We start from the raw sequence: 22,828 nt of genomic DNA, 5'->3' as shown, positions 1-22,828 counted from the left end.
TGTGCCCGCTCCCCGTACCGCGGTCCCTGCGCCCGGGCGTTCGAGCCTCCGCGCCGCGGTCCCCGCGCCCGTCCCGGACCTGGACCCTGTGCCCCCTGTGATGGGCCGCGGTGCCTGATCCGCCCCCATCGAAACGGAGTTGACCACTTTCCGCCGTTAGTCGGGACCGTCCGAAGGGCAGGGATGGACCGTCCGCCGGGGTAGCTCCCCGGGGCCACCCCGGACGGAGCCCGGGGGAGGCGGCAGGGGGAGGGGTGCGGCGATGGGGCGAGCGATCACGAGCGACTCCGTGCCGCCCGCGCCCGTGCGCGCCGGTCCCCGCTCCGTCCCGCATCCCGACGCCGCCGTGCAGCGGCTGCACCACGCCCGGCACGCGCCCTGGCCCTACACTCGGCTCGACGTGGCCGCAGCGCGGGCCGCCGGGCACCGGCCCCATCCGATACGGCAGTTCGTGCTCAAGACGCGCAGCCGCTGCAACCTCGCCTGCACCTACTGCTACGTCTACGAGATGGCCGACCAGAGCTGGCGCGGCCAGCCCGCCGCCATGACCCCCGCCACCACCGCCCGCGCCGCGGAGCGGATCGCCGAGCACGCCGCCGCCCACGACCTGCCCCGGGTCGACCTGGTCCTGCACGGAGGCGAACCGCTGCTCACCGCCCCCGCCGCCCTGGCCGCGCCCGTCGACGCCGTACGGGCCGCCGTCGCCCGGGACGCCCCGCGCACCCGGGTCACCGCCACCGTCCAGACCAACGGCACCCTGCTCACCCGCGGCCGCCTCGCCGTCCTGGCCGCCGCCGGGATACGCGTCGGTGTCAGCCTCGACGGAGGACTGCCCGCGCACAACGCCCGGCGCGTCGACCGCGCCGGGCGGCCCGGCTTCGCCGCCGCCGCCCGCGGCTTGCGGCTGCTGGCCCGGCATCCGGACAGCTACGCCGGGGTCCTCTGCGTCGTGGACCTCGACCAGGACCCGGTGGAGACGTACGAGTCCCTGCTCGCCTTCGCCCCGCCCGGCATCGGGCTGCTGCTGCCGCTCGCCAACTGGAGCGCCCCGCCGCCGGGTCACCGACCGGGCGCGGCCCCGTACGCCGACTGGCTCGTCGCCGTCTTCGAGCGATGGTGGCACGACGCGTCACGGCGCACCCGGATCCGGCTCTTCGAGGAGATCATCGCCCTGTTGCTCGGCCTGCCCGCCGCCACCGAGACCCTCGGGCTCGAACCCGCCGCCACCGCCGTGATCGAGACCGACGGCTCCATCGAACAGGCCGATTCGCTGAAATCCGCGTACGAGGGCGCCGCCGCCACCGGATTGACCCTCGCCACCCACAGCTTCGACCAGCTCCTCGACCACCCCGGGCTCGCCGCCCGCCAGCTCGGGCGCGACGCCCTCGCCGCCGGATGCCGTGCCTGCGAGCTGGTCGAGGTGTGCGGGGGCGGGCACTACCCGCACCGCTACCGCGCCGGCGAGGGCTTCCGGCAGCCGTCCGTGTACTGCGCCGACCTCCAGGTCCTGATCCGGCACGTGGCCGCCGCCGTCCAGCGGGCCGCGCAGACCACCGCCCCCGTCCACGGGGCCGCGCAGACCACCGCCGCCCGCCCCACGGCGGTCGCCCCATGACCGACACCCTCGCCGCCTTCACCGTCTCCTCCCACACCCTGCGCGCCCTCGCCTCCACCGAGCCCTCCGCGGACGGCACCCGCCTCGTCCGCGCCGTACGCCGCTCCAAACGCCTGGTCCTGCTGCGCGCGGTCCTCGACGCCGCCCCCGGCGGCCGGTCCGGGGAGGCCGCCGGCCACTGGGCCCTGCTGGAGGAGGCCGAGCGGCACGACGCGGGCGCCGTGCACGACGTACTGCACTACCCGGCCACCGGGGTGTGGGCCGAGGAGACCCTGCGCCGACTGCACGCCCCGTACGGGCCCCCACCCGACCTCGGCCACCTCGGGGCCCTCGCCGTCGCCGCCGCCCTGCGCGCCGGGATCGCCTTCACCCACACCCTGCGGCCCCTGCACGGCCGCCTCGTCCTGCCCACCCTCGGACTGCTGCGCCCGGACCGCACCGGCCCGCTCGCCCTCACCGAACGCTCCTGGGACCCGGACGACCCCGCCATCCTGCCGCTGCACGCTTTGCCCGGGGGCCGGACCGCCCTCGACGACCTCGACCCCTACCGGGCGCCCGGGCCCGCCCAGCAGCCCCCCGTCCGTCCTGCCCGCCGGCTCACCCCCAAGGGGCACAAGCGGTGGGACACCCAGTGGTCCGGCGCGCTCACCCTGCTCCGGCGCTACGACACCGTCCGCGCGGAGGAGACCCTCCAGCTGCTGCGCTCCGTCGTCCCGCTGGGCGGCGGCTCCCGCTCCAGCGGCGCCACCCTCCCCGCGGCCGCGGGCTCCGTCCTGGCCCGCGCCCAGGCCCCGCCCGCGCTGGCCGCCACCCTCGTCCACGAGGTCCAGCACGGCAAACTCACCGCCCTCGCCGACGTCCTGACCCTGCACACCGCCGACCACGCGCCCCGCCACTGGGCGCCCTGGCGCAGCGACCCGCGGCCGCTGGAGGGACTCCTGCACGGCGCCTACGCCCACCTGGCGCTGGCCGGCTACTGGCAGCGCGCCGCCCTCTACGGGGCCCGGGGCGCCTGGGCCCAGCACGCCCGGATCCGCGCCCAGGTGGCCGCCGTCCTGCCCACCCTGCGGGCGAACGAGCGACTCACCTCCGCAGGGCGGGAGTTCACCGACGCGATGGCCGCCGCCGAGCGGGCCATGGACGCACTGCCGCCGCCCGGAGACCAGCACACCGCGGCCCGCCGGGCCGTCGACCGCGAGCGCCGCGCCTGGTGCGAGGCGCACCCCGAACTCGCCCCGTTCGCACAAGGGTGACGGACCGTCCGCTGCGGTACCGTTTCAACCCCGTCCACCGCCCGGAGCCCAGGGAGACGGTCGCATGACCACCGGTAGCCGGCAGGACCGCGAATCGGCGGCGCAGCAGCCGCACCGGCCGCAGCGCTTCGTGATCAGCTTCGCCGGCTTCAACCGCCCCTGGGCCGTGTGGATCGCCCACCGCCTGGAGGAGCACGGCCACCGGGTCTCCCTGCAGCGCTGGGACCCGCAGAGCAGCCCCGGCATCGCCCGGGCCCTCGACGACCTGGCCCGTTCCGGCAGCCGGGTCCTCCTCGTCCTCAGCGAGCGCTACTTCTCCGCCGGCACGCACGCCGACGAGGAGTGGAACACCGCGCTGCGCGCCGTCACCGACCGCCACCCCGGCCGGTTCGCCGCGGTGTGCCTCACCGACGCCCCGCTGCCCAGCGCCGTCGCCGTGCTGGAGAAGACCGACCTGTGGGGCCTGGACTCCTACGAGGCCGAGTACCGGGTGCTGCGCAGCCTGGAGCTGCCCACCGACCGGATCGGCACCGAGACGGGCCGCCGCGGCCCCCGCTTCCCCAACGACCCGCCCGAGATCTGGGGCCGCGTCCCGCGCCGCAACCCGCGCTTCACCGGCCGCAACGACGTCATCGCCACCCTGCGCGAGGCGCTGACCGAGGCCCCGCCCGGCGCCTCCACGGTCACCCTGCTCGGGCTCTCCGGCGTCGGCAAGACCCAGGTCGCCACCGAGTACGCCTACCGCTTCGCCTCCGAGTACGACGTGGTGTGGTGGGTCCCCGCCGAGGACCGGCCCACCCTGCGCGAACGCCTCGCCGACCTGGCCCCCGCCCTCGGACTGCCACGCGGCGCCGGCAGCTACGGCGAGCAGATCAGGGCCGTCCTCGAAGCGCTGCGGCGCGGATCCCCGTACAGCCGCTGGCTGATGGTCTTCGACGGATGCGACAACCCCGACGACCTGATCGACCTGCTGCCCTCCGGCGCCGGCGACGTCATCATCACCTCGCGCAACCGCGAGTGGGCCGCCCGGCACACCAACCTGGTCGAAGTCCCCCTCTACGCCCGCCCCGAGTCGATCACCTTCATCCGCCGCCGGGCCCTGCGCCTCACCGCCGACGAGGCCGACCAGCTCGCCGAGGCCCTGGAGGACTACCCGCTCGCCCTGGACCAGACCGCAGGCTGGCTCGCCGACTCCCCACTGCCCGTGGGCGACTACCTCGCCCTGCTCCAGCGCCGGATGGACTCACGCGAGGCCATGACCGTCTCCGAGGACTACCCGCTGCCCTTCCCCACGGCGCTCGCCCTCCTGCTCAACAACGTCCGGGAGAACTACCCCGACGCCCTCGCCCTGCTGCGGCTGTTCGTCTTCTTCGCCCCCGGGCCGGTGCCGCTGCGGCTGCTGCGCGAATTCCCCGCCGACGACGTGCCCGAACGGCTCGCCGGGCTGATCAACGACCAGGTCCGGTGGAATGCGGCCCTCAACAAACTCGTGCAGTTCTCCGTGGTGCGGCTGGAGTACTCGGACCTGGCCGTCGAGGAGGGCGGCGGCGGACTGGAGACCGTACAGCTGCACCGCATGGTCCACGGCATCGTCCGCGAGAACCTCTCCGAGGAGGAGGCCGAACCGCTGGCCCGGGCCGTCCGCCAGGTCCTCGCCGCCGCCGACCCCGGCCGTCCCTCCGACTCCCGGCTGTGGCCCCGGTACGCCGAACTGATCCCGCACCTGGACACCTCCGGCGTGCTCACCAGCAGCAACCCGCGCATCCAGAACTTCCTGCTCCACTGCCTGCGCTACCTGATCCTCGCCGGGGAGTACCGCACCTGCCTGCGGCTCTGCGAGGAGACCGACCTGATCTGGCGGTCCCTGCTCGGCGAGGACCACCCCAAGGTCCGCGAGCTCAGCTACCAGTACGGCAACTCGCTGCGCAACCTGGGCCTGTTCCGCCGTGCCGAGGCCCTCACCAGGGCCGTGGCCGACCGCCTCACCGGGGAACGCGGAGACCAGGACCTGGAGAGCTTGCGCGCCACCAGCGCCTACGGCGGCGTCCTGCTGTGCATCGCCCGGTTCGAACCGGCCCGGGAGATCTTCGAGCACTGCCTGGCCACCTACCGCGAACTGCTCGGCGAGGACGACTCCATCACCCTGGACGCCCAGAACAACCTCGCCGCCACCTACCGGCTGCTGGGCCGCTACCAGGACGCCTACGACCTCGACCTGGACACACTGCGCCGCCGCGAGCGGGTCCTGATGCCCCTGCACATCTCCACCCTCGCCTCCGGCATCGCCTGCGCCATGGGGCTGCGGCTCATGGGCCGCTACCGGGAGGCCCAGACCCGGCAGGAACAGGGCGTCAAGCTCAACACCCAGGTGCTGGGGCTCGGCCACCCGCAGACCCTGCGCGCCGAGCACAACCTCGGCCTGTGCCTGCGCCGTTCCGGGGACATCCCGGGCGCGGGCCTGCGGCTGAAGACCGTGTGGGAACGGGCGACACGGGTCTTCGGCGTCGACTACCCGTGGACCCTGATGGTCGCCTCCGACTACGCCACCTACCTCCGGGAGTACGGGGACGTCGGCGAGGCCCGCCGGATCTCCGAGGACGTGGTCCGCGGCTACCAGTCGCAGCTCGGCCTCGCCCACCCGTACAGCATCGGCACGGTCGGCAACCTCGGCCTGGTGCTGCGCGCGCAGGGCGAACGCACGGAGGCCCTCTCCCTCGCCGAGCAGGCGCTGGTCGGCATGCGGGGCGCGCTCGGGGACCGGCACCCCTGGACGCTGGGCTGCGCCCTGAACGCCACGGGGCACCGCAACATCACCGGGCGGCTGGAGGACGCGCTCGACCTGAGCCGGGAGACGCTGCGCACCGCCGAGCAGGTGCTGGGCCCGGACCACCCGATGACGCTGAGCGCCCAGATCGCGCTGGCGGCCGATCTCCGGTCGGTACGCGCGTACACGGAGGCCGGCAAGCACGAGGACGCGGGCATCAAGGGCCTGACCCGCACCCTGGGCGCACAGCACGTCCACACGATCTCGGCCAAGCAGCAGACGCGACCGTACTGGGACTTCGAGCCGCAGCCGTAGGGGCGGGGTGCGGGGTTGGGTGGTGTGGTGTGGGGGCTTTCGCGGCGTGGGTACGGAGCCCACGCGTGCCGGGTTTCGCCCCCTGGCCACACCGCTCCGGGGCGGTGGTTGCCCACCCGCCCCGTCGGTGGAGGGGCGGGGGCTGATGGCCTGCCGGGCGGCGTCGGGGCTGGCCGGATCTCCGTCCGGGCGGTCGGGCATGAGCAGCGGGGGCTTCGCGGGGCGGGATCTCGCTGGGCGGAATCAGGGATGTTCTGGGGGTTTCCCGTCAGTCCGATCGTCCTCCGTGTCGGGCCGGTCCCTCAAGGGCGCTCCTTCGTCGCGTCGCTGCGCGATGGCCTGCGGCCACCCTTGACCGACCGTCCCGCCACGGACATACGAGACTGGCGGGAAACCCCCAAAGGAACGGGCCGGCCTTTCGTTTTCGGACGGGGACGTCGGAGAAGCCCGGCCATGCTTTCGTGGGGCGGGCAAAGCTCGAGCAGCCTGCGGTCACAGGAGCCGGCGTCCGGTCAGGCGGCCTGGACGCGTCAGATCGCTACTCGCTTCGCACGTCTCGGCGTCCGGCGCCCGTCGGGGGCTGGGAACAGCCGCAGAGATCGCTACGCGCTCCTCGATGACGGCGGCGAACGGCCGTCCACGGACGCGCTCGGTCATTCGGCCGGCTCGACGTTGCCGACTGCGGTGGTGAACTCACGGCCTGAGGCGGCCCGGATGTAGGCCAGCTCCATCCAGTGCCGGTGGACGGAGTCCGACACGTCCTCGTTGATCACAGCCATCAGCACTCCTTCGGTGCCGGACGCGACATCGCGTACGCGGCGCCGCAGCAGGCGATGAGGGACGTACTCGTAACGTTCAGTCATCGCACCGCTCCATTGTTCAGAGGGTTTCGGCGCATGTTCGAAGCGGTCGTCAGGGGCGCTGAACGTACGGTTTGAGAGGGGACAGACGGATGATCGAAGCGGAGCTGAAGGCGTGTGTGCACGCGCCGGAAGAGACGCTGCGTCGGCTGGATGAGCGGGGCGTGGGCCGGGCCGAGGTGTACCAGGACACCTCTCCGCGAGGTCCTGATCGAGCTCGGCATCGGCGCGGAGAACCTGACGCGTGAGCAGTACACCGCCGCGGTGAAGGCTCGTCGCTGCGGCCGGGCCACAGGCCTTTGACTTCCGAAGTCAGAACGGTGCCTTCAGCCGAGTCATCGGATCCTGATCGCCCCGCCCTGGATCTGCCGCGACTAACAGCACCAGAGAGAGTTCGGCTCCAGAGCCGGAAGGCCCGGCTCCCCCGAGGAGGGGGGCCGGGCCTTCCGTGGTGCTGAGTTCAGCGAAGCCGTCAGGCTTCGAAGACCTCGTTCAGGAGGAGCTGCTGCTCCGCCTGGTGGCGCTTCGCGGAGCCCACCGCCGGCGACGAACCGTGCGGGCGCGAGATGCGCCGCAGGCGCTCGCCCGCCGGGACGTCCGCGCCGACCGCCAGGTCGAGGTGGTCGATCAGGTTCAGCGCGATGAACGGCCACGCGCCCTGGTTCGCCGGCTCCTCCTGCGCCCAGATGTACTTCGCGGCGTTCGGGAACTTGGCGATCTCGGCCTGGAGTTCCGCACCCGGCAGCGGGTACAGCCGCTCGATGCGGATGATCGCCGTGTCCGTGATGCCGCGCTTCTCGCGCTCGGCCTCCAGGTCGTAGTAGACCTTGCCGGCGCAGAAGACGACCTTGCGGACCGCGTTCGCGTCCACCGTGCTGTCACCGATGACCGGACGGAACGAACCGGTCGTGAACTCCTCCGCCTTCGACGCCGCCGCCTTCAGACGCAGCATCGACTTCGGGGTGAAGACGATGAGCGGCTTGTGGTGCGGGTTGTGGACCTGCCAGCGCAGCAGGTGGAAGTAGTTCGACGGCAGGGTCGGCATCGCGACCGTCATGTTGTCCTGCGCGCACATCTGGAGGAAGCGCTCGGGACGCGCGGACGAGTGGTCCGGGCCCTGGCCCTCGTAGCCGTGCGGGAGGAGCAGCGTGACGCCGGAGGTCTGGCCCCACTTCTGCTCGGCCGAGGAGATGAACTCGTCGACGACGGTCTGCGCGCCGTTGACGAAGTCACCGAACTGGGCCTCCCAGAGGACCAGCGCGTCCGGACGGGCCAGCGAGTAGCCGTACTCGAAGCCCATGGCCGCGTACTCGGAGAGCAGCGAGTCGTAGACGTTGTAGCGGGCCTGGTCGTCCGAGAGGTAGAGGAGAGGGGTGTAGTCCTCGCCCGTCTCCCGGTCGATGAGGACCGCGTGGCGCTGGCCGAAGGTGCCGCGGCGGGAGTCCTGGCCGGACAGCCGGACCGGGGTGCCCTCCATCAGGAGCGAACCGAAGGCGAGGGTCTCGCCCATGCCCCAGTCGATGGTGCCCTCGTCGATCATCGCCGCGCGGCGCTGCAGCTGCGGCAGCAGACGCGGGTGGACGGTGACGCCCTCGGGGATGGTGACCTGGGACTCGGCGATCCGCTTGACGACGTCCTGCGAGATCGCGGTGTTCACGGCGACCGGGAACTCCTGCGCGGTCTGCGCGGGCGTCACCGGGGCGCCGGCGGCCGGAGCCGTCGCGGCCTCGCGGACCTCCGCGAAGACCTTCTCCAGCTGGCCCTGGAAGTCCTGGAGCGCCTGCTCGGCCTCTTCCAGCGTGATGTCGCCGCGACCGATGAGGGACTCGGTGTAGAGCTTGCGCACCGAGCGCTTCTTGTCGATCAGGTCGTACATCAGCGGCTGCGTGAAGGCCGGGTTGTCGGACTCGTTGTGGCCGCGGCGGCGGTAGCAGATGAGGTCGATGACCACGTCCTTGTTGAACGCCTGACGGAACTCGAAGGCGAGCCGCGCGATGCGGACCACGGCCTCCGGGTCGTCGCCGTTCACGTGGAAGATCGGCGCCTCGATCATGCGGGCCACGTCGGTCGCGTACATGGACGAACGCGAGGACTCCGGGGCGGCGGTGAAGCCGACCTGGTTGTTGATGACCACGTGCACGGTGCCGCCGGTGCGGTAACCGCGCAGCTGCGACATGTTCAGCGTCTCGGCGACCACGCCCTGGCCCGCGAAGGCCGCGTCGCCGTGGAGGGCCAGCGGCAGGACGGTGAAGTCCGTGCCGCCCTTGTTGATGACGTCCTGCTTGGCGCGGGCGACACCCTCCAGGACCGGGTCGACCGCCTCCAGGTGCGAGGGGTTCGCGACGAGCGAGACCTTGATCTGCTCGCCGTCCAGGCCCGTGAAGGTGCCCTCGGCGCCCAGGTGGTACTTGACGTCGCCGGAGCCGTGCATGGACTTCGGGTCGAGGTTGCCCTCGAACTCGCGGAAGATCTGCGCGTACGACTTGCCGACGATGTTCGCGAGGACGTTGAGGCGGCCGCGGTGGGCCATGCCGATGACGACCTCTTCGAGGCGGGCCTCGGCAGCCGAGTCGATGACGGCGTCGAGCAGCGGGATGACGGACTCGCCGCCCTCCAGCGAGAAGCGCTTCTGGCCGACGTACTTCGTCTGCAGGAAGGTCTCGAAGGCCTCCGCCGCGTTCAGCCGGCGCAGGATGCGCAGCTGCTCCTCGCGCTCCGGCTTGGTGTGCGGGCGCTCGATGCGGTCCTGGATCCAGCGGCGCTGCTTCGGGTCCTGGATGTGCATGAACTCGACGCCGGTGGTGCGGCAGTACGAGTCGCGCAGGACGCCGAGGATGTCGCGCAGCTTCATCATCGACTTGCCGGAGAAGCCGCCGACCGCGAACTCGCGCTCAAGGTCCCACAGGGTGAGGCCGTGCTCGGTGATGTCGAGGTCGGGGTGCTTGCGCTGCTTGTACTCCAGCGGGTCGGTGTCGGCCATCACGTGGCCGCGGACCCGGTAGGAGTGGATCAGCTCGAAGACGCGGGCGGCCTTCGTGACGTCGTCGTCGTGCGAGGCGTCGATGTCGCGGTTCCAGCGGACCGGCTCGTACGGGATGCGCAGCGACTCGAAGACGGCGTCGTAGAAGCCGTCCTCGCCGAGCAGCAGGTTCGCGACGATGCGCAGGAACTCGCCGGAGGCCGCACCCTGGATGACCCGGTGGTCGTAGGTCGAGGTCAGGGTCATGACCTTGGAGATGCCCAGCTTGTTCAGGGTGTCCTGCGAGGTGCCCTGGAACTCGGCGGGGTAGTCCATGGAGCCGACGCCCATGATGACCGACTGTCCGGGCATGAGGCGGGGCACGGAGTGCACGGTGCCCAGGCCGCCGGGGTTGGTCAGCGAGACGGTGACGCCGGTGAAGTCGTCCATCGTCAGCTTGCCGACGCGGGCGCGGCGGACGATGTCCTCGTAGGCCTGCCAGAACTCGAAGAAGTTGAGGGTCTCGGCCTTCTTGATGCCGGCGACGACGAGCTGGCGGTCGCCGTTGGGCTTCACCAGGTCGATCGCGAGACCGAAGTTGATGTGCTCCGGCTTGACCAGGGTCGGCTTGCCGTCCTTCTCCGCGAAGGAGTAGTTCATGCCCGGCATGGCCTTGATCGCCTGCACCATCGCGTAGCCGATCAGGTGCGTGAAGGAGATCTTCCCGCCCCGGGCGCGCTTGAGGTGGTTGTTGATGACGATGCGGTTGTCGAACAGCAGCTTCACCGGGACGGCGCGCACGGACGTGGCCGTCGGCACTTCCAGGGAGGCGTTCATGTTCTTGGCCACGGCAGCCGAAGGGCCGCGGAGCGTCACCAGCTCGGGGCCCGCGGGGGCCTCGGTGGCGGGCGCGGCCTTCTGCGGGGCTACGGCGGAGGGGGCGGGCGCGGCCGGTGCGGCGGCCGGGGCCTGGGAGGTGACAGTCACAGCAGGGGCACCAGAGGGGGTGGCAGGAGCAGGGGCAGGAGCTGACACAGGCGTGGGCGCGGCTGTCGGGGCAGGGGCTGCGGCGCGCGCCGCCCCCGTGGCGGCGGCGTCGGTGACCTGCGGCGCCCCGGCGACGGTGGTGGCGGCCTGTGCGGAGGCGCCGTCCGTCGTCGGGGGCTTCTCGGGACCGTCCGACTTCACCGGAGCAACTGCGCCCCCCGGCTTGTAGTCGGCGAAGAAGTCCCACCAGGCCCGGTCGACCGAGTTCGGGTCCTGGAGGTACTGCTGGTAGATCTCGTCGACGAGCCACTCATTGGCACCGAAGCCTGAGGCGGGGTTCTTCCCGCCCTCTCCTGCTTCGGTCGTGGTGCTCGAGTTACTGGGGGACTGTGGCGACACGGCGGCAACCGCCCTCTTCCGCTTCACAAGGTATGGACAGCGGGAATAAAGGCTACGCCTCCTGAGCCGCGACATGCAGACCGGGCGGTACATCCGTCGTGCAGGTCACATCGAACGGCGGGTTTCGTCACCTGGAATGGCGGGAAACACCTGTGGTTCGGGTAGGGGGCACCGTGGTTGCGGCCCCCTTGGCTTCGCACCCCTGACGGACCCCGGGCACGTGTGGCCGAGATCATGTCCTTCCCACTCGAACCCTACGTCAACCCGGCGCCTGCGAGCTGCCCGGAAGCGTGACGAGGATGCGGCAGCCGCGTGACGATTCAGCCACTCCGATCCGCCCGCCGTGCAGTTCCACGGCCCACCGGGCGATCGCCAGACCCAGTCCCGTGCCTCCGTCGCCGGCGCGCGCGCTGCCCCGGTTGAACCGCTCGAAGACCCGGTGGCGCTCCGCCTCCGGGATGCCGGGGCCCTCGTCCCGCACCTCCAGCGCCAGGCCCCCGGGCGCGTCGCCGGCCCGGGCGCGGACGGTGACCCGGCCGTGCGGAGGGCTGTGCTTGACGGCGTTGTCGATCAGGTTCGCCACCACCTGGTGCAGCCGCTCGGCGTCCGCGTACGCCCACAGCTCCGGCGGGAAGACGTCCAGGTGCAGGTGCACGTCGTTGCGGGTGTGCCCGCCCGAGCCGGAGAGCAGCCCCGGGCGGCCGGCGGCCGCCAGCCCCGACTCCTTCAGCACCCCCGACAGGTACGGCCACACCTCGAAGCGGCGGGCGCGCAGCGGGACCACGCCGTTGTCCACACGGGACAGGTCCAGCAGGGTCTCCACGAGCCGGCCGAGGCGCTCGGTCTGCTTGAGCATCGTGCGCATGGTCTCCGGATCGGCGGCCGAGACCCCGTCCACCACGTTCTCCAGCACCGCCCGCAGGGCCGCGATCGGCGTGCGCAGCTCGTGCGAGACGTTGGCGACCAGCTCCTTGCGGTGCCGGTCCACCGCCTCCAGGTCGTCCGCCATCAGATTGATGGTGGAGGCCAGGTCGCCCAGCTCGTCGCGGCGTCCCGCCCCCCGCACCCGCCGGGTGTAGTCGCCGTGGGATATCGCCCGGGCCACCGTCGTCATGTCGTCCAGCGGCGCCGTCAGGCTGTGGGCCACGAACTGCGTGATCAGCATCGAGGCGATCACGGAGAAGACCGTGATGAACCGCAGCTCGGTGTCGGTGCGCAGGGCCACCAGCAGGAGGCCCGTCGTGATGAAGACCGAGACCACCACGAGCGTGCCGAGCTTGGTCTTGATCGAGAAGGGCGAGAAGGGCCGCAGCCCTCCGGCGGGGCGCTGCCGATGCATCGGCCGGCCGCTCATGCCTGGGCCGGCGTCTCCAGGGCGTACCCGACGCCGTGGACGGTACGGATCCGCTCCGCGCCGATCTTCCGCCGCAGGGCCTTGATGTGGCTGTCGACCGTACGGGTCCCGGACGCGTCGGCCCAGTCCCACACCTCGGCCAGCAGCTGCTCCCGGGAGAGCACGGCCCGCGGCGTCCCGGCCAGGCACACCAGCAGATCGAACTCGGTCGGCGTCAGGTGCACGTCCTCGGTCTGCACCCGGACCCGGCGCTGCGCGTGGTCGATCTCCAGATCGCCCAGGCGCAGGGTGGCCCCGCGCGGGGTGTGCGCGGCGATCGTCGCCCGCTCCACGCGCCGCAGCAGTACGTGCACCCGCGCGGCCAGCTCGCGCATCGAGAACGGCTTCGTCATGTAGTCGTCCGCGCCGACGCCCAGACCGACCAGTAGGTCGGTCTCGTCGTCCCGTGCGGTGAGCATCAGCACCGGGACCGGCCGCTGGGCCTGGACCCGGCGGCAGACCTCCAGCCCGTCGAAGCCGGGCAGCATGATGTCCAGGACCAGCAGCTCGGGCAGCCAGCTCTCGGCCGCGGCGACGGCGGCGGGGCCGTCCGAGGCCGTCTGCACCTGGAAGCCTTCGGCGCGCAGGCGGGCCGCGATGGCCTCGGCGATGGTGTGGTCGTCCTCGACGACGAGCACACGCCGCTGGGCACCGGGTGTCGCTGCGGCGCCGTTGTGGGTGGTGTGTGTCTGTTCCATGTCCGCCCCTGAAGATCCCGCTTGACTGGGGTGCAGCGTAGAGGAGGCGTCGGCCTGCGGCTACGTGGGGTACGGACATGGCATATGTGCTGGACATCAGTAAATGGAACGGGATGTACCGGGTGCCGGACCCCCCACGGGACCGGCACCCGGCGAGCGAGACCGGTCAGGTGCCTCGCCGTATGGGACCCCCGCGGAGGGCCAGTCCGTGGCCGTGCGGGAACACCGGATCGACGGTGTCGTTCGGTACGTCGGGACGGGAGGCCGCGACGGCCTCCATCGAGCGCGGGAGCTCGAAGGGGAGGCGGCCCTCGGGGGTGGCGTGGCCGAAGGCCACGTCCAGCAGGGCGGCGTCCGAGGCCCCGTAGTCGGCGATCAGGGCCGCCGCGCGCTCGGCGATCTCCGGGATGACGGCGGCCCGTTCCAGGTTGATGCAGACCAGGGTCGGGACCCGGTCCAGGAGCGCCAGGACGTCGCTCAGCTCCGGTTCGGGGAAGGCCAGTGAACCCGAGTGGAAGTAGGACTCGAAGAGGTTCTCCCGCGGCTCGTACGGGGTCCGCAGCCGCAGCACGGCCAGGTCCGCTTCGGCCGGGTCGCCGACGACCTCGCCGTAGGCGGCGGCCACGGTCTCGTCCACGTTCCGCACGTACAGCTTCGGTTTCGCGGAGAGCGGAATGAAATCTTCCGGATTCGTGAGGACCGTGAGCGAGCGGCGCTGGACCGCGGCGCCCAGGGCCGTGAAGTCGGCCCGGCCCACCGTTTCGGCCGCCGCGTCCGGGTCCACGTACGGGTTCTCGAACAGGCCGAGCGTGAACTTCTCGCGCAGCAGGCGGCGTACGGATTCGTCGATCCGGGACTCCGTGACGCGGCCCGAGCGGACCAGCTCCACGATCACCTCGGGGCACTGCTCGCCGCCGAACTGGTCGCAGCCGGCCTCCAGGGCGCGGGCCGCCCGCTCGGCCACGGACCGGTGCTCCAGGCCCCAGGCGCGCGCCGGGTGCAACTCCCCGAAGATCCGCGCGTCGTTGAGCAGCCCCCAGTCGGTGCAGACGATGCCCTCGAAGCCGAGCTCCTGGCGGAGCAGGCCGGTGACCACACCCCTGTTGAAGCCGAAGCCGACCTCCTCCCAGTCCGTGCCCATCGGCTGGCCGTAGTACGGCATCATCTGCGCGCACCCGGCGGCGATCGCCGCCTTGAACGGCTCCAGGTGGTGCTCGCGCATGCCGCCCGGGTAGACCTGCTCCTTGCCGTGCGCGAAATGCGGGTCCTCGCCGTCCTTCTGGGGGCCGCCGCCGGGGAAGTGCTTGACCATCGCGGACACCGACCCGGGGCCGAGTACCGGGCCCTGCAGGCCGCGTACGTACGCCTCGACGAGCTCGGCCGTCAGCCGGGCGTCGGATCCGAACGTGCCGGACTGGCGGGCCCAGCGGGGTTCGGTGGCCAGGTCGATCTGCGGGTGCAGGGCGACGCGGAAGCCGACGGCGAGGTACTCGCGGCGGACGGTGTCGGCGAACCGGTGGACGAGCTCGGGGTCGCCGATGGCGGCCAGCCCCAGGGCCTCCGGCCAGGCGGAGAAGGCGCCGGAGTTGAAGGAGGCACCGATGTTGTCGGTGAAGGTGTGGCGGGGGTCGGTCGAGAGGGTGACCGGGATGCCGAGTCGGGTGGCCGCGGCCATCTCCTGGACGGCGTTCTGCCAGCGGGCCATCTCGCGGGCGCCGTACGTGCCGAGCAGGTTGAAATGGGACAGGAGACGGTCCTCGATCAGCTCGGGCGTGGTGAAGGGGAGCATCGAGCCGTCGGTCTCGGTGACCGGGGTGCCGTCCGCGTTCATCATCAGCATCGAGTGGAAGAGCTGGCCGGCCTTCTCCTGCAGCGTCATCCGGGAGAGCAGGTCCTCCACGCGCCGGTCCACGGGGAGCGAAGCGTCCTTGTATGCGGGCGTTGCGTTCATGGCGGGACTCCTGGACCACGTGACCGGGCGGATCGGCAGAGCCAAGGTAGAGGCGAAAACCGTGTACCTGCTAGGTTTTTGAAAAGTGACCTGGGTCACTGGGTCGCGGTGGCCTGAAACGGTCGCGTCTAGGGTGGTCCGCATGGCACAGGAGAAGGGGCGCACGGCGTCGAGGGGTCCGGCTCGGGGGACTTATGCGGTGGGGGACGCCCGCCGACAGAAGATCCTCGACACCGCGGTCGAGCACTTCGCCCAGTGGGGCTTCCACGCGTCCTCGCTGGCCCGGATCGCGGCAGGCTGCGGGATCACCCAGGGCGGGCTGCTGCACCACTTCCGCAGCAAGGAGGATCTGCTGCTGTCGGTGCTCGCCCAGAGCGAGCAGCACGACGTCGAGCGACTGTTCAGCGAGCCCGCCGAGTCGGTCGCCGCCCACTTCGCCACGGTCGTCGCCCTCGCCGCGGACAACGAGCGGCGGCCGGGCATCGTCCGGATGTTCAACACCCTCGTCGGCGAGTCCGCCAACCCGGGGCACCCCGCACACACGTACTTCACGCACCGCTACGCCCGGGTGCTCGGCTACACCACCGGGCTGCTGGAGGCGGGCGTCACGTGCGGCGAACTGCGCCCGGACACCGACTGCGAGGCCGTGGGGCGGGAGATCCTCGCCGTCATGGACGGCCTGCAGATCCAGTGGGTGCTGGCGCCCGGGAGCGTGGACATGCCGGCCCGGCTGCGCGGGTTCCTGGACCGGCTGCTGCGGGAGATCTCGGTCGGGGGGACGGGCCTGCCGGCCGTCGGCACCTCCTAGGCCCGGCAAGATCCGAAAGAGACGGCCTAGCCCGCCGCGAACACGGGCAGTGCGTCCAGCACCTTCTGCAGGGCGGGCGGCAGAGATCCCTGGTCGGCGACCACCTCGTAGCCGCCGTGCACGAAGGTGTAGGAGAACCCGTCGTAGATCGTGGGCCCGCCCGTCGAGATCCTGGGCAGACGGGCGAAGTCCGCCTCCCGGAGGGCGGTGCGCAGGGCGGCGAGCTCCCGCTCCGACATCTTGCCGGTGCTCTCCGGCTTCGCCTTCGCGTCCAGCCGGGTCCACGAACCGTCGCCCTTGACGACGAGCGTGTGGGTCCGGCCGGCGAAGCCGCCGCTCTGGGTGACCCGGACCAGGTTCTCGGCGGGGGCGGGGAGCCTGTCGGCGGAGGGGCTCGTGGTGGCAGCGGGGCCGGAGGGGCTCGCGCTCGGGGTCGGATCGGGGCTCGCGCCCCCGGTCGCGCCCGGGCTCCCGGACGCGCTCCCACTCGGCTCCGTGGAAGCCCGCGGGGGAGCGTCGTCACCACCCGCCGAAGCGGACGGCCCGCATCCCGCCAGCACCATCGCACTCAGCAGCGACGCCGTCACCGCTCTCCACGCGCGCACACCCACCTCCGCGGGAACTCGGGCCCACCCCCGAGTATGGAGTCCGCACACCCGTTCCGACAGCACCCGGAGGCCGTCATCAGCCGGATCGCCGCCTGGCGCCTGCTCCCGCCGCTGCTCGCCGCGCTCCTCGGCCTCTGGGGCCTGGAGCGGGGCGGCAGCATGTGGCGCGACGAGTCCGTCACCTGGCAGGTGGCCCACCGGCCGCTCGGCGGGATCGGGGAGCTGCTCGGCCGGGTCGACGCGGTGCACGGCCTCTACTACCTCCTCATGCACGGGGTGTTCCAGGCCTGGGACGGCGGCCTGTGGGCACTGCGGCTGCCTTCCGTCGCCGCCACCGTCCTCGCGGCCGCCGGGGTGGCCGCGGTCGCCCACCGGCTCTCGGGGGAGCGGGCAGCGCTGATCGCCGGCTGCGTGTACGCCGTCCTGCCGCCCGTGCAGATGTACGCGCAGGAGGGTCGCTCGTACGCCCTGGTCGCGGCGGCGGTGGTGTGGGCGACGTACCTGATGCTGCGGGAGCGGTGGGCGGCGTACGCGGTGGTGCTCCTGCTCGGCTGCTGGCTGCACGAGTTCGCCGTGCTGGCCCTGCTCGCCCACGCCTTCACGGCCTGGCGCTCGCGCGGCTGGCGCCGGAGCGCTGCGGCCGTGCTGGTTCTGCTGCTGCCGCTGGCCGTGGTGAGCGCGCGGCAGGCGCAGCAGCAGCTCGGCTGGCTCGGGCGTCCGAGCTGGCAGGACTGGGCGGCGTACGGGGTGGTGGCCGTCGCCGCCCTGCTGCTCGCGCGGGGCGCCGCGAAGGACCTCGTACGGGTGGCTCTTCCGCTGGTCCTGCTGCCGCCCGGGCTGCTGATGACGATCTCCCTGGTGCACCCGTGGTACGTCGACCGGTACGTGCTCTACGCGCTGGCCGGACTCGCCCTGCTGGCGGGAGCCCGGCTGGCCTCCGCCCGCGGGTGGGGGCCGTGGCTGCTGGCCGGCGTCCTCCTCGTGCCGTTCGGCGTCTGGTCGGTGTGGCTCCGCACGCCCGAGAGCCGCAAGGACGACGCCCTGGCGGTGGCCGCCGCGGTGCGGGAGCGGGCCCGGCCGGGGGACGCGGTGGTGTTCATGCCCTCGCGGCGGCGTGAGTGGCTGCTGTCCTCGCCGGACGTCTACGGGGGCCTGCGCGACGTGGCCCTGGACCGTACGCCGGCGGCTTCGCACAGCCTCCAGGGCACCGAGCTGCCCCCGGACCGGATCCGCGCGGCCCTGCTCGCCGCGCCCCGGGTGATCGCCCTGCTGGACCCGGCCGGCCAGCCGCTGGACCCGTACCCGGGGGAGGCGGCCAAGCGTGAGGAGTTGGCCGGCGCCCGCTTCGAGCTGTGCTCGACGACCGAGGCGCGCGGCGCCCGGATCGCGGTCTACGCCCGCCGGGGCGCCTGCGGCTGACCTGGCCGGTGCCGCGAGGGGGGTGCCCGGGCGGGGGTGCGCCCGCCCGGGCGGCCGGCTCGGTCTGGGCGGGTTCCGGGCCCGGCGGTCGGGTGCGGCGCCGCTTCCCGGGGCTCCGCCCCCGACCCCGCGCCTCAAACGCCGGCGGGGCTGAAAGATCCGCCTGGGCGGCTGCGTCGGTGCGCGAGCCCGGCCGGCTCGATCGGGCTCCGCCCTGGATCCGGCGCCGAACGCGCCGGCGGGCTGGACGGCGTCGTGGAGGTGGAGGGGCAAGCGTGGCTTGGGGCAGGGCGGTTGTGCGGTTGCAGGGGCCGCGCTGGAGGATGGGGCGACCGCGTCGTACAGCCGGCGGGCCGGATCGACCCAGCGGGCGGGTGCGGTACGCCGGGTCTTCAGGAGGTGCCTGTATGCCCATGCCCACGTCCCGGAACTCCGCGTCCCGCGAGCCGGCGTCCGGCGGGTCCGTGCCCGGCCAAGGGGCCGCCGCCGGGAGCCCCGGGCCGCTCGTCGGGGTCGACTGGCTGGCCGCGCGGCTCGGCGCGCCCGGGCTGGTGCTGTTCGACGCCTCCGTCGGCGCCCATCGCGGCGCAGGTCGCCGCATCCCGGGCGCCCGCCCCTTCGACCTCGACGGGGCTCTGTCCGACCACGACGCGCCCGCCCCGCACACCATGCCCGGGGCCGCGGAGTTCACCGAGGCGATGCGGGCCCTGGGGGTCGACGACTCGGACACCGTCGTCGTGTACGACGGCGCCGGCGTCTACTCCAGCGCCCGCGCCTGGTGGATGCTGCGTGCCATGGGCTTCGACCGGGCCGCCGTCCTCGACGGCGGACTGCCCGCCTGGACGGCCGCCGACCGGCCCGTCGAGGCCACCGGCCCGGCCTACGGCGGCCCGCGCGGCTCCTTCACCGCCCGGCCCCGCGCCGGTCTGCTCGTCGGCAGCGATATTGTCGCGCCGGCCCTGACCGACCCGGCCGCGGCCGTCATCGACGCCCGCACCCGTGAACGTTTCGCCGGCACCGCCCCCGAACCCCGCCCCGGCCTGCGCGGCGGCCACATGCCGGGCGCGGTCAACCTGCCGTTCGCCGACCTCCAGACCCCCGAGGGCCTGATGCGCCCGGCCGGTGAACTCCGGGCGGCCTTCGAGGCGCTGACCGGGGACCGGGAGCGTCTCTACTTCACCTGCGGCTCCGGCGTGACCGCCTGCGTGCTGGCCCTCGGCGCGCACCTCGCCGGATACCGGGAGACAGCCGTGTACGACGGCTCCTGGAGCGAGTGGGGCATGCCCTCCGCGCTGCGCCCGGTGACCACGGACCCGCGGACGACAGGGGGTTAACCCCACCGAGGGGCCGGGTACGGGCCTCATCGGCCGGGCGGCGATCCGTCGCGAGAATCGGTTCATGACCACTCACGCCACGTCACACCGCCTCGCCGGCAACGCGATCGCCGCCCTCGCGGCCGGACTCCTCCTGACCGGTTGCTCCCTCACCGAGGGCTCCGTCATGGACGGTCCGCGGAAAACCGCTACCGCCGACGCGACGGTCGCCGAGGCCGTCACCACCGTGGAGGTCCCGGACACCAGGGCCGGTTCGATCGAGGTCACCCCCGGCGCCGGTCCCGGCGTCACGGTCCGCCGTACCGTCCATTACCGCGCAGACACCGTCCCCACACCGGGCCAGCAGGTCAGCGCGGGCGTGCTCACCTTCTCGAACGGCTGCTCCGGAAGCTGCTCCATCGACTACCGCCTGGAGGTCCCGGCCTCCGCGACGGTCAAGCTGGAGAGCAGCAGCGGCCGCATCACCGTGACGGGTGTGGCGGCCGCAGAGTTGAAGGCCGACTCCGGCGAGGTCCGGGCCGAGCGCATCGCGGGCCCGTTGAAGATCCGTACCTCCTCGGGCGACGTCAGCGCCACCGCCCTGTTCGGGTCGAGCACCGACGTCCGTTCGGCCTCGGGCGACGCCCGTCTGGACTTCACGAAGGTCCCGTCTTCGGTCAAGGCCGAGACCTCCTCGGGCGACGTCACGGTGGAGGTCCCCCCGGCCCCCTACCGGATCGACGTCTCCACGAGTTCCGGCACCAAAGACGTCGGCCCGGCCTCGGACCTTGCCGCCTCCTCCGGTCTCTCGGTGAAGACCTCCTCGGGCGACATCCGCATCTCCGCCGTGTGACGGGCGCCACGGGAACGGCGGCGGCGTAGCGCCCGACGGCGCGTGGAACCGGCGTACGGACAGGGGTGCGATGCCCGTTCGCCCCGGGCGAACGTGCAAGGGGAACATCGGGAGGCGCACATGCATTGAGTCGGCATAGCTCAACTTCACTGCCGGAGGGAAGATCATGGCTTCGACGTCCGTAACGCTCACCCTGCCCGTGCTGCCTCTTGACGACGAGGTCGTGCTGCCGGGAATGGTCGTTCCGCTGGACCTGACCGACGCCGAGGTGCGCGGGGCCGTGGAGGCGGCGCAGGCGGCGGGCCCGGGCGGCGGAGGCAAGCCCCGGGTGCTGCTCGTGCCGCGGGTCGACGGCAAGTACGCCGGGACCGGGGTGCTCGGGACGGTCGAGCAGGTGGGCCGGCTCTCCGACGGGGATCCCGGTGCGCTGATCCGCGGCGTCGGCCGCGTCCGCATCGGGGCCGGGACCACCGGGCCCGGCGCCGCGCTCTGGGTCGAGGGCGAGACCGTCGCCGAGAAGGTGCCCGACCCCCTGCCCGGGTCGGTCACCGAGCTCGTCAAGGAGTACAAGGCGCTCGCGACCAGCTGGCTCAAGAAGCGCGGCGCCTGGCAGGTCGTGGACCGGGTCCAGCAGATCGAAGGGGTGTCGGCGCTGGCCGACAACTCCGGGTACTCGCCCTTCCTGACCGTGGCTCAGAAGGTCGAACTGCTGGAGACCGCCGACCCCGTCGCCCGCCTCAAGCTCGCGGTCAAGGCACTCAGCGAACACCTCGCCGAGCAGGACGTGGCCGAGTCCATCGCCAAGGACGTCCAGGACGGCGTCGAGAAGCAGCAGCGGGAGTTCCTGCTGCGCCGCCAGCTGGAGGCCGTCCGCAAGGAACTGCGCGAGCTGAACGGGGAGGCGGACGGCGAGGAGTCCGACGACTACCGGGCCCGCGTCGAGGCCGCCGACCTTCCCGAGAAGGTGCGGGAGGCCGCGCTCAAGGAGGTCGAGAAGCTGGAGCGGGCCAGCGACCAGAGCCCGGAGGGTTCCTGGATCCGGACCTGGCTGGACACCGTGCTGGAACTGCCCTGGAACGAGCGCACCGAGGACCGGTACGACATCCAGGGGGCCCGGGCGGTGCTGGACGCCGAGCACGCCGGGCTGAGCGACGTGAAGGACCGCATCACCGAGTACCTCGCCGTCAGGAAGCGGCGCAGCGAGCGCGGCATGGGCGTCGTCGGCGGGCGCCGCGGCGGGGCCGTGCTCGCACTCGTCGGGCCGCCCGGGGTCGGCAAGACCTCCCTCGGCGAGTCCGTGGCCCACGCCATGGGCCGTAAGTTCGTCCGGGTCGCCCTCGGCGGTGTACGGGACGAGGCGGAGGTGCGGGGACACCGCCGGACCTACGTCGGCGCCCTGCCGGGCCGAATCGTCCGGGCCGTCAAGGAGGCCGGGTCGATGAACCCGGTGGTCCTCCTCGACGAGATCGACAAGGTGGGCTCCGACTACCGCGGCGACCCGGCGGCCGCCCTGCTGGAGGTCCTGGACCCGGCGCAGAACCACACCTTCCGCGACCACTACCTGGAAGTGGAGCTCGACCTCAGCGACGTGGTGTTCCTGGCCACGGCCAACGTCCTGGAGTCCATCCCGGAGGCGCTGGCCGACCGGATGGAGCTGGTCCGCCTCGACGGGTACACCGAGGACGAGAAGGTGGTCATCGCACGGGACCACCTGCTGCCGCGTCAGCTGGAGCGGGCCGGGCTCGCCGCCGAGGAGGTGGTCCTGGAGGAGGACGCCCTGCGCAAGCTGGCCGGGGAGTACACCCGCGAGGCGGGCGTGCGCACCCTGGAGCGGTCCCTCGCCCGACTGCTGCGCAAGGTGGCCTCGCAGCACGAACTGGGCGAGCGGGAGCTGCCGTTCCACATCGGCGCCGGCGAGCTGCGCGGGCTGATCGGGCGCCCGCACCACGTGCCGGAGTCCGCCCAGGACCCGGCCGAGCGGCGCACCGCGGTCCCCGGTGTGGCGACCGGCCTCGCGGTGACCGGCGCGGGCGGCGACGTGCTGTTCGTGGAGGCCTCGCTGGCCGACCCGGAGACGGGCGCGGCCGGCCTGACCCTCACCGGCCAGCTCGGTGACGTCATGAAGGAGTCGGCGCAGATCGCGCTGAGCTTCCTGCGCTCGCACGGTGCGGAACTGGAGCTTCCGGTCGCTGACCTGAAGGACCGGGGCGTGCACATCCACTTCCCGGCGGGCGCCGTGCCCAAGGACGGCCCGAGCGCCGGCATCACCATGACGACCGCGCTCGCCTCGCTGCTCTCCGGGCGGCAGGTGCGCACGGACGTGGCCATGACCGGCGAGGTCTCGCTGACCGGGCGCGTCCTGCCGATCGGCGGCGTCAAGCAGAAGCTGCTCGCCGCGCACCGGGCCGGACTGACCACCGTCATCATCCCCAAGCGCAACGAGGCCGATCTGGACGACGTCCCGGCGGAGGTCCTGGAGGGCCTGGACGTGCACCCGGTGGCGGACGTGCGCCAGGTCCTGGAGCTCGCCCTGGAGCGGGCGGAGGTGGCGGTCGCCGCGGCCGCATGACGGCCCGCCAACCGCACTGCACACGGCCCGGCACCCCGCTCCGGTGGGGTCCCGGGCCGTCGGC

Annotated in this window: 14 protein-coding genes; 8 read left to right on the top strand and 6 right to left on the bottom strand. The window is 72.8% G+C overall.

The features are described from left to right. Nucleotides 1–262: 262 nt before the first annotated feature. The 3 genes from ACWGIF_RS02685 to fxsT all read left to right on the top strand — a co-directional run bounded on the left by ACWGIF_RS02685 (nucleotide 263) and on the right by fxsT (nucleotide 5,947). Nucleotides 263–1,615: an FxsB family cyclophane-forming radical SAM/SPASM peptide maturase gene (locus tag ACWGIF_RS02685; protein WP_453489933.1), complete on the top strand. Its 1,353-nt coding sequence runs from the start codon at nucleotides 263–265 to the stop codon at nucleotides 1,613–1,615. Next, nucleotides 1,612–2,868 (top strand): HEXXH motif domain-containing protein, encoded by a 1,257-nt coding sequence (locus tag ACWGIF_RS02680; protein ID WP_453489930.1) that lies wholly within the window; start codon nucleotides 1,612–1,614, stop codon nucleotides 2,866–2,868. The genes ACWGIF_RS02685 and ACWGIF_RS02680 overlap by 4 nt, the downstream gene beginning before the upstream one ends. A gap of 64 nt (nucleotides 2,869–2,932) precedes the next feature. After that, nucleotides 2,933–5,947, top strand: coding sequence for an FxSxx-COOH system tetratricopeptide repeat protein (gene fxsT, locus ACWGIF_RS02675; protein WP_453489927.1), 3,015 nt, complete (start codon nucleotides 2,933–2,935; stop codon nucleotides 5,945–5,947). 653 nt (nucleotides 5,948–6,600) lie between these two features. On the opposite strand, the gene ACWGIF_RS02670 is transcribed toward fxsT, so the two are convergent. The 5 genes from ACWGIF_RS02670 to ACWGIF_RS02650 all read right to left on the bottom strand — a co-directional run bounded on the left by ACWGIF_RS02670 (nucleotide 6,601) and on the right by ACWGIF_RS02650 (nucleotide 15,194). Continuing rightward, complete coding sequence (locus ACWGIF_RS02670; RefSeq protein ID WP_453489924.1) at nucleotides 6,601–6,810, bottom strand: hypothetical protein; 210 nt, start codon at nucleotides 6,808–6,810, stop codon at nucleotides 6,601–6,603. A gap of 469 nt (nucleotides 6,811–7,279) precedes the next feature. After that, a complete protein-coding gene (locus tag ACWGIF_RS02665) occupies nucleotides 7,280–11,152 on the bottom strand; it encodes a multifunctional oxoglutarate decarboxylase/oxoglutarate dehydrogenase thiamine pyrophosphate-binding subunit/dihydrolipoyllysine-residue succinyltransferase subunit (protein WP_453489921.1) in 3,873 nt (1,290 codons plus the stop codon). Between the two features lie 259 nt (nucleotides 11,153–11,411). Beyond that, nucleotides 11,412–12,491 (bottom strand): HAMP domain-containing sensor histidine kinase, encoded by a 1,080-nt coding sequence (locus tag ACWGIF_RS02660; protein WP_453489918.1) that lies wholly within the window; start codon nucleotides 12,489–12,491, stop codon nucleotides 11,412–11,414. Between the two features lie 11 nt (nucleotides 12,492–12,502). After that, the gene (locus ACWGIF_RS02655) at nucleotides 12,503–13,243 is read right to left on the bottom strand and encodes a response regulator transcription factor (protein ID WP_453489916.1); all 741 of its coding nucleotides are present in this window, start codon (nucleotides 13,241–13,243) and stop codon (nucleotides 12,503–12,505) included. Nucleotides 13,244–13,409: 166 nt separating this feature from the next. Then, entirely contained in the window at nucleotides 13,410–15,194 is a 1,785-nt protein-coding gene (locus ACWGIF_RS02650; protein WP_453489913.1) for a glycoside hydrolase family 3 protein, read from the bottom strand. 142 nt (nucleotides 15,195–15,336) lie between these two features. Between ACWGIF_RS02650 and ACWGIF_RS02645 the strand changes: the two genes are divergently transcribed. Further along, entirely contained in the window at nucleotides 15,337–16,002 is a 666-nt protein-coding gene (locus tag ACWGIF_RS02645) for a TetR family transcriptional regulator (RefSeq protein ID WP_453489910.1), read from the top strand. Between the two features lie 26 nt (nucleotides 16,003–16,028). On the opposite strand, the gene ACWGIF_RS02640 is transcribed toward ACWGIF_RS02645, so the two are convergent. Beyond that, nucleotides 16,029–16,607 carry a hypothetical protein gene (locus tag ACWGIF_RS02640; protein WP_453489908.1) on the bottom strand — a complete coding sequence of 193 codons (579 nt, stop codon included), beginning with the start codon at nucleotides 16,605–16,607 and terminating at the stop codon, nucleotides 16,029–16,031. A 36-nt stretch (nucleotides 16,608–16,643) separates the two neighbouring features. Between ACWGIF_RS02640 and ACWGIF_RS02635 the strand changes: the two genes are divergently transcribed. The 4 genes from ACWGIF_RS02635 to lon all read left to right on the top strand — a co-directional run bounded on the left by ACWGIF_RS02635 (nucleotide 16,644) and on the right by lon (nucleotide 22,764). Continuing rightward, a complete protein-coding gene (locus ACWGIF_RS02635) occupies nucleotides 16,644–18,029 on the top strand; it encodes a glycosyltransferase family 39 protein (RefSeq protein ID WP_453489905.1) in 1,386 nt (461 codons plus the stop codon). Nucleotides 18,030–18,442: 413 nt separating this feature from the next. Then, on the top strand, nucleotides 18,443–19,363 hold the full coding sequence (locus tag ACWGIF_RS02630; RefSeq protein WP_453490106.1) for a sulfurtransferase: 921 nt from the start codon (nucleotides 18,443–18,445) through the stop codon (nucleotides 19,361–19,363). 64 nt (nucleotides 19,364–19,427) lie between these two features. Beyond that, complete coding sequence (locus ACWGIF_RS02625) at nucleotides 19,428–20,195, top strand: DUF4097 family beta strand repeat-containing protein (RefSeq protein WP_453489902.1); 768 nt, start codon at nucleotides 19,428–19,430, stop codon at nucleotides 20,193–20,195. A gap of 166 nt (nucleotides 20,196–20,361) precedes the next feature. After that, nucleotides 20,362–22,764 carry an endopeptidase La gene (lon, locus tag ACWGIF_RS02620; RefSeq protein WP_453489899.1) on the top strand — a complete coding sequence of 801 codons (2,403 nt, stop codon included), beginning with the start codon at nucleotides 20,362–20,364 and terminating at the stop codon, nucleotides 22,762–22,764. Nucleotides 22,765–22,828: the final 64 nt, after the last annotated feature.

This window comes from Streptomyces sp. NPDC054849, from assembly GCF_053610945.1.
Note: the sequence above shows the minus strand (reverse complement) of the source record. Positions and strands in the feature narration are given on the sequence as shown.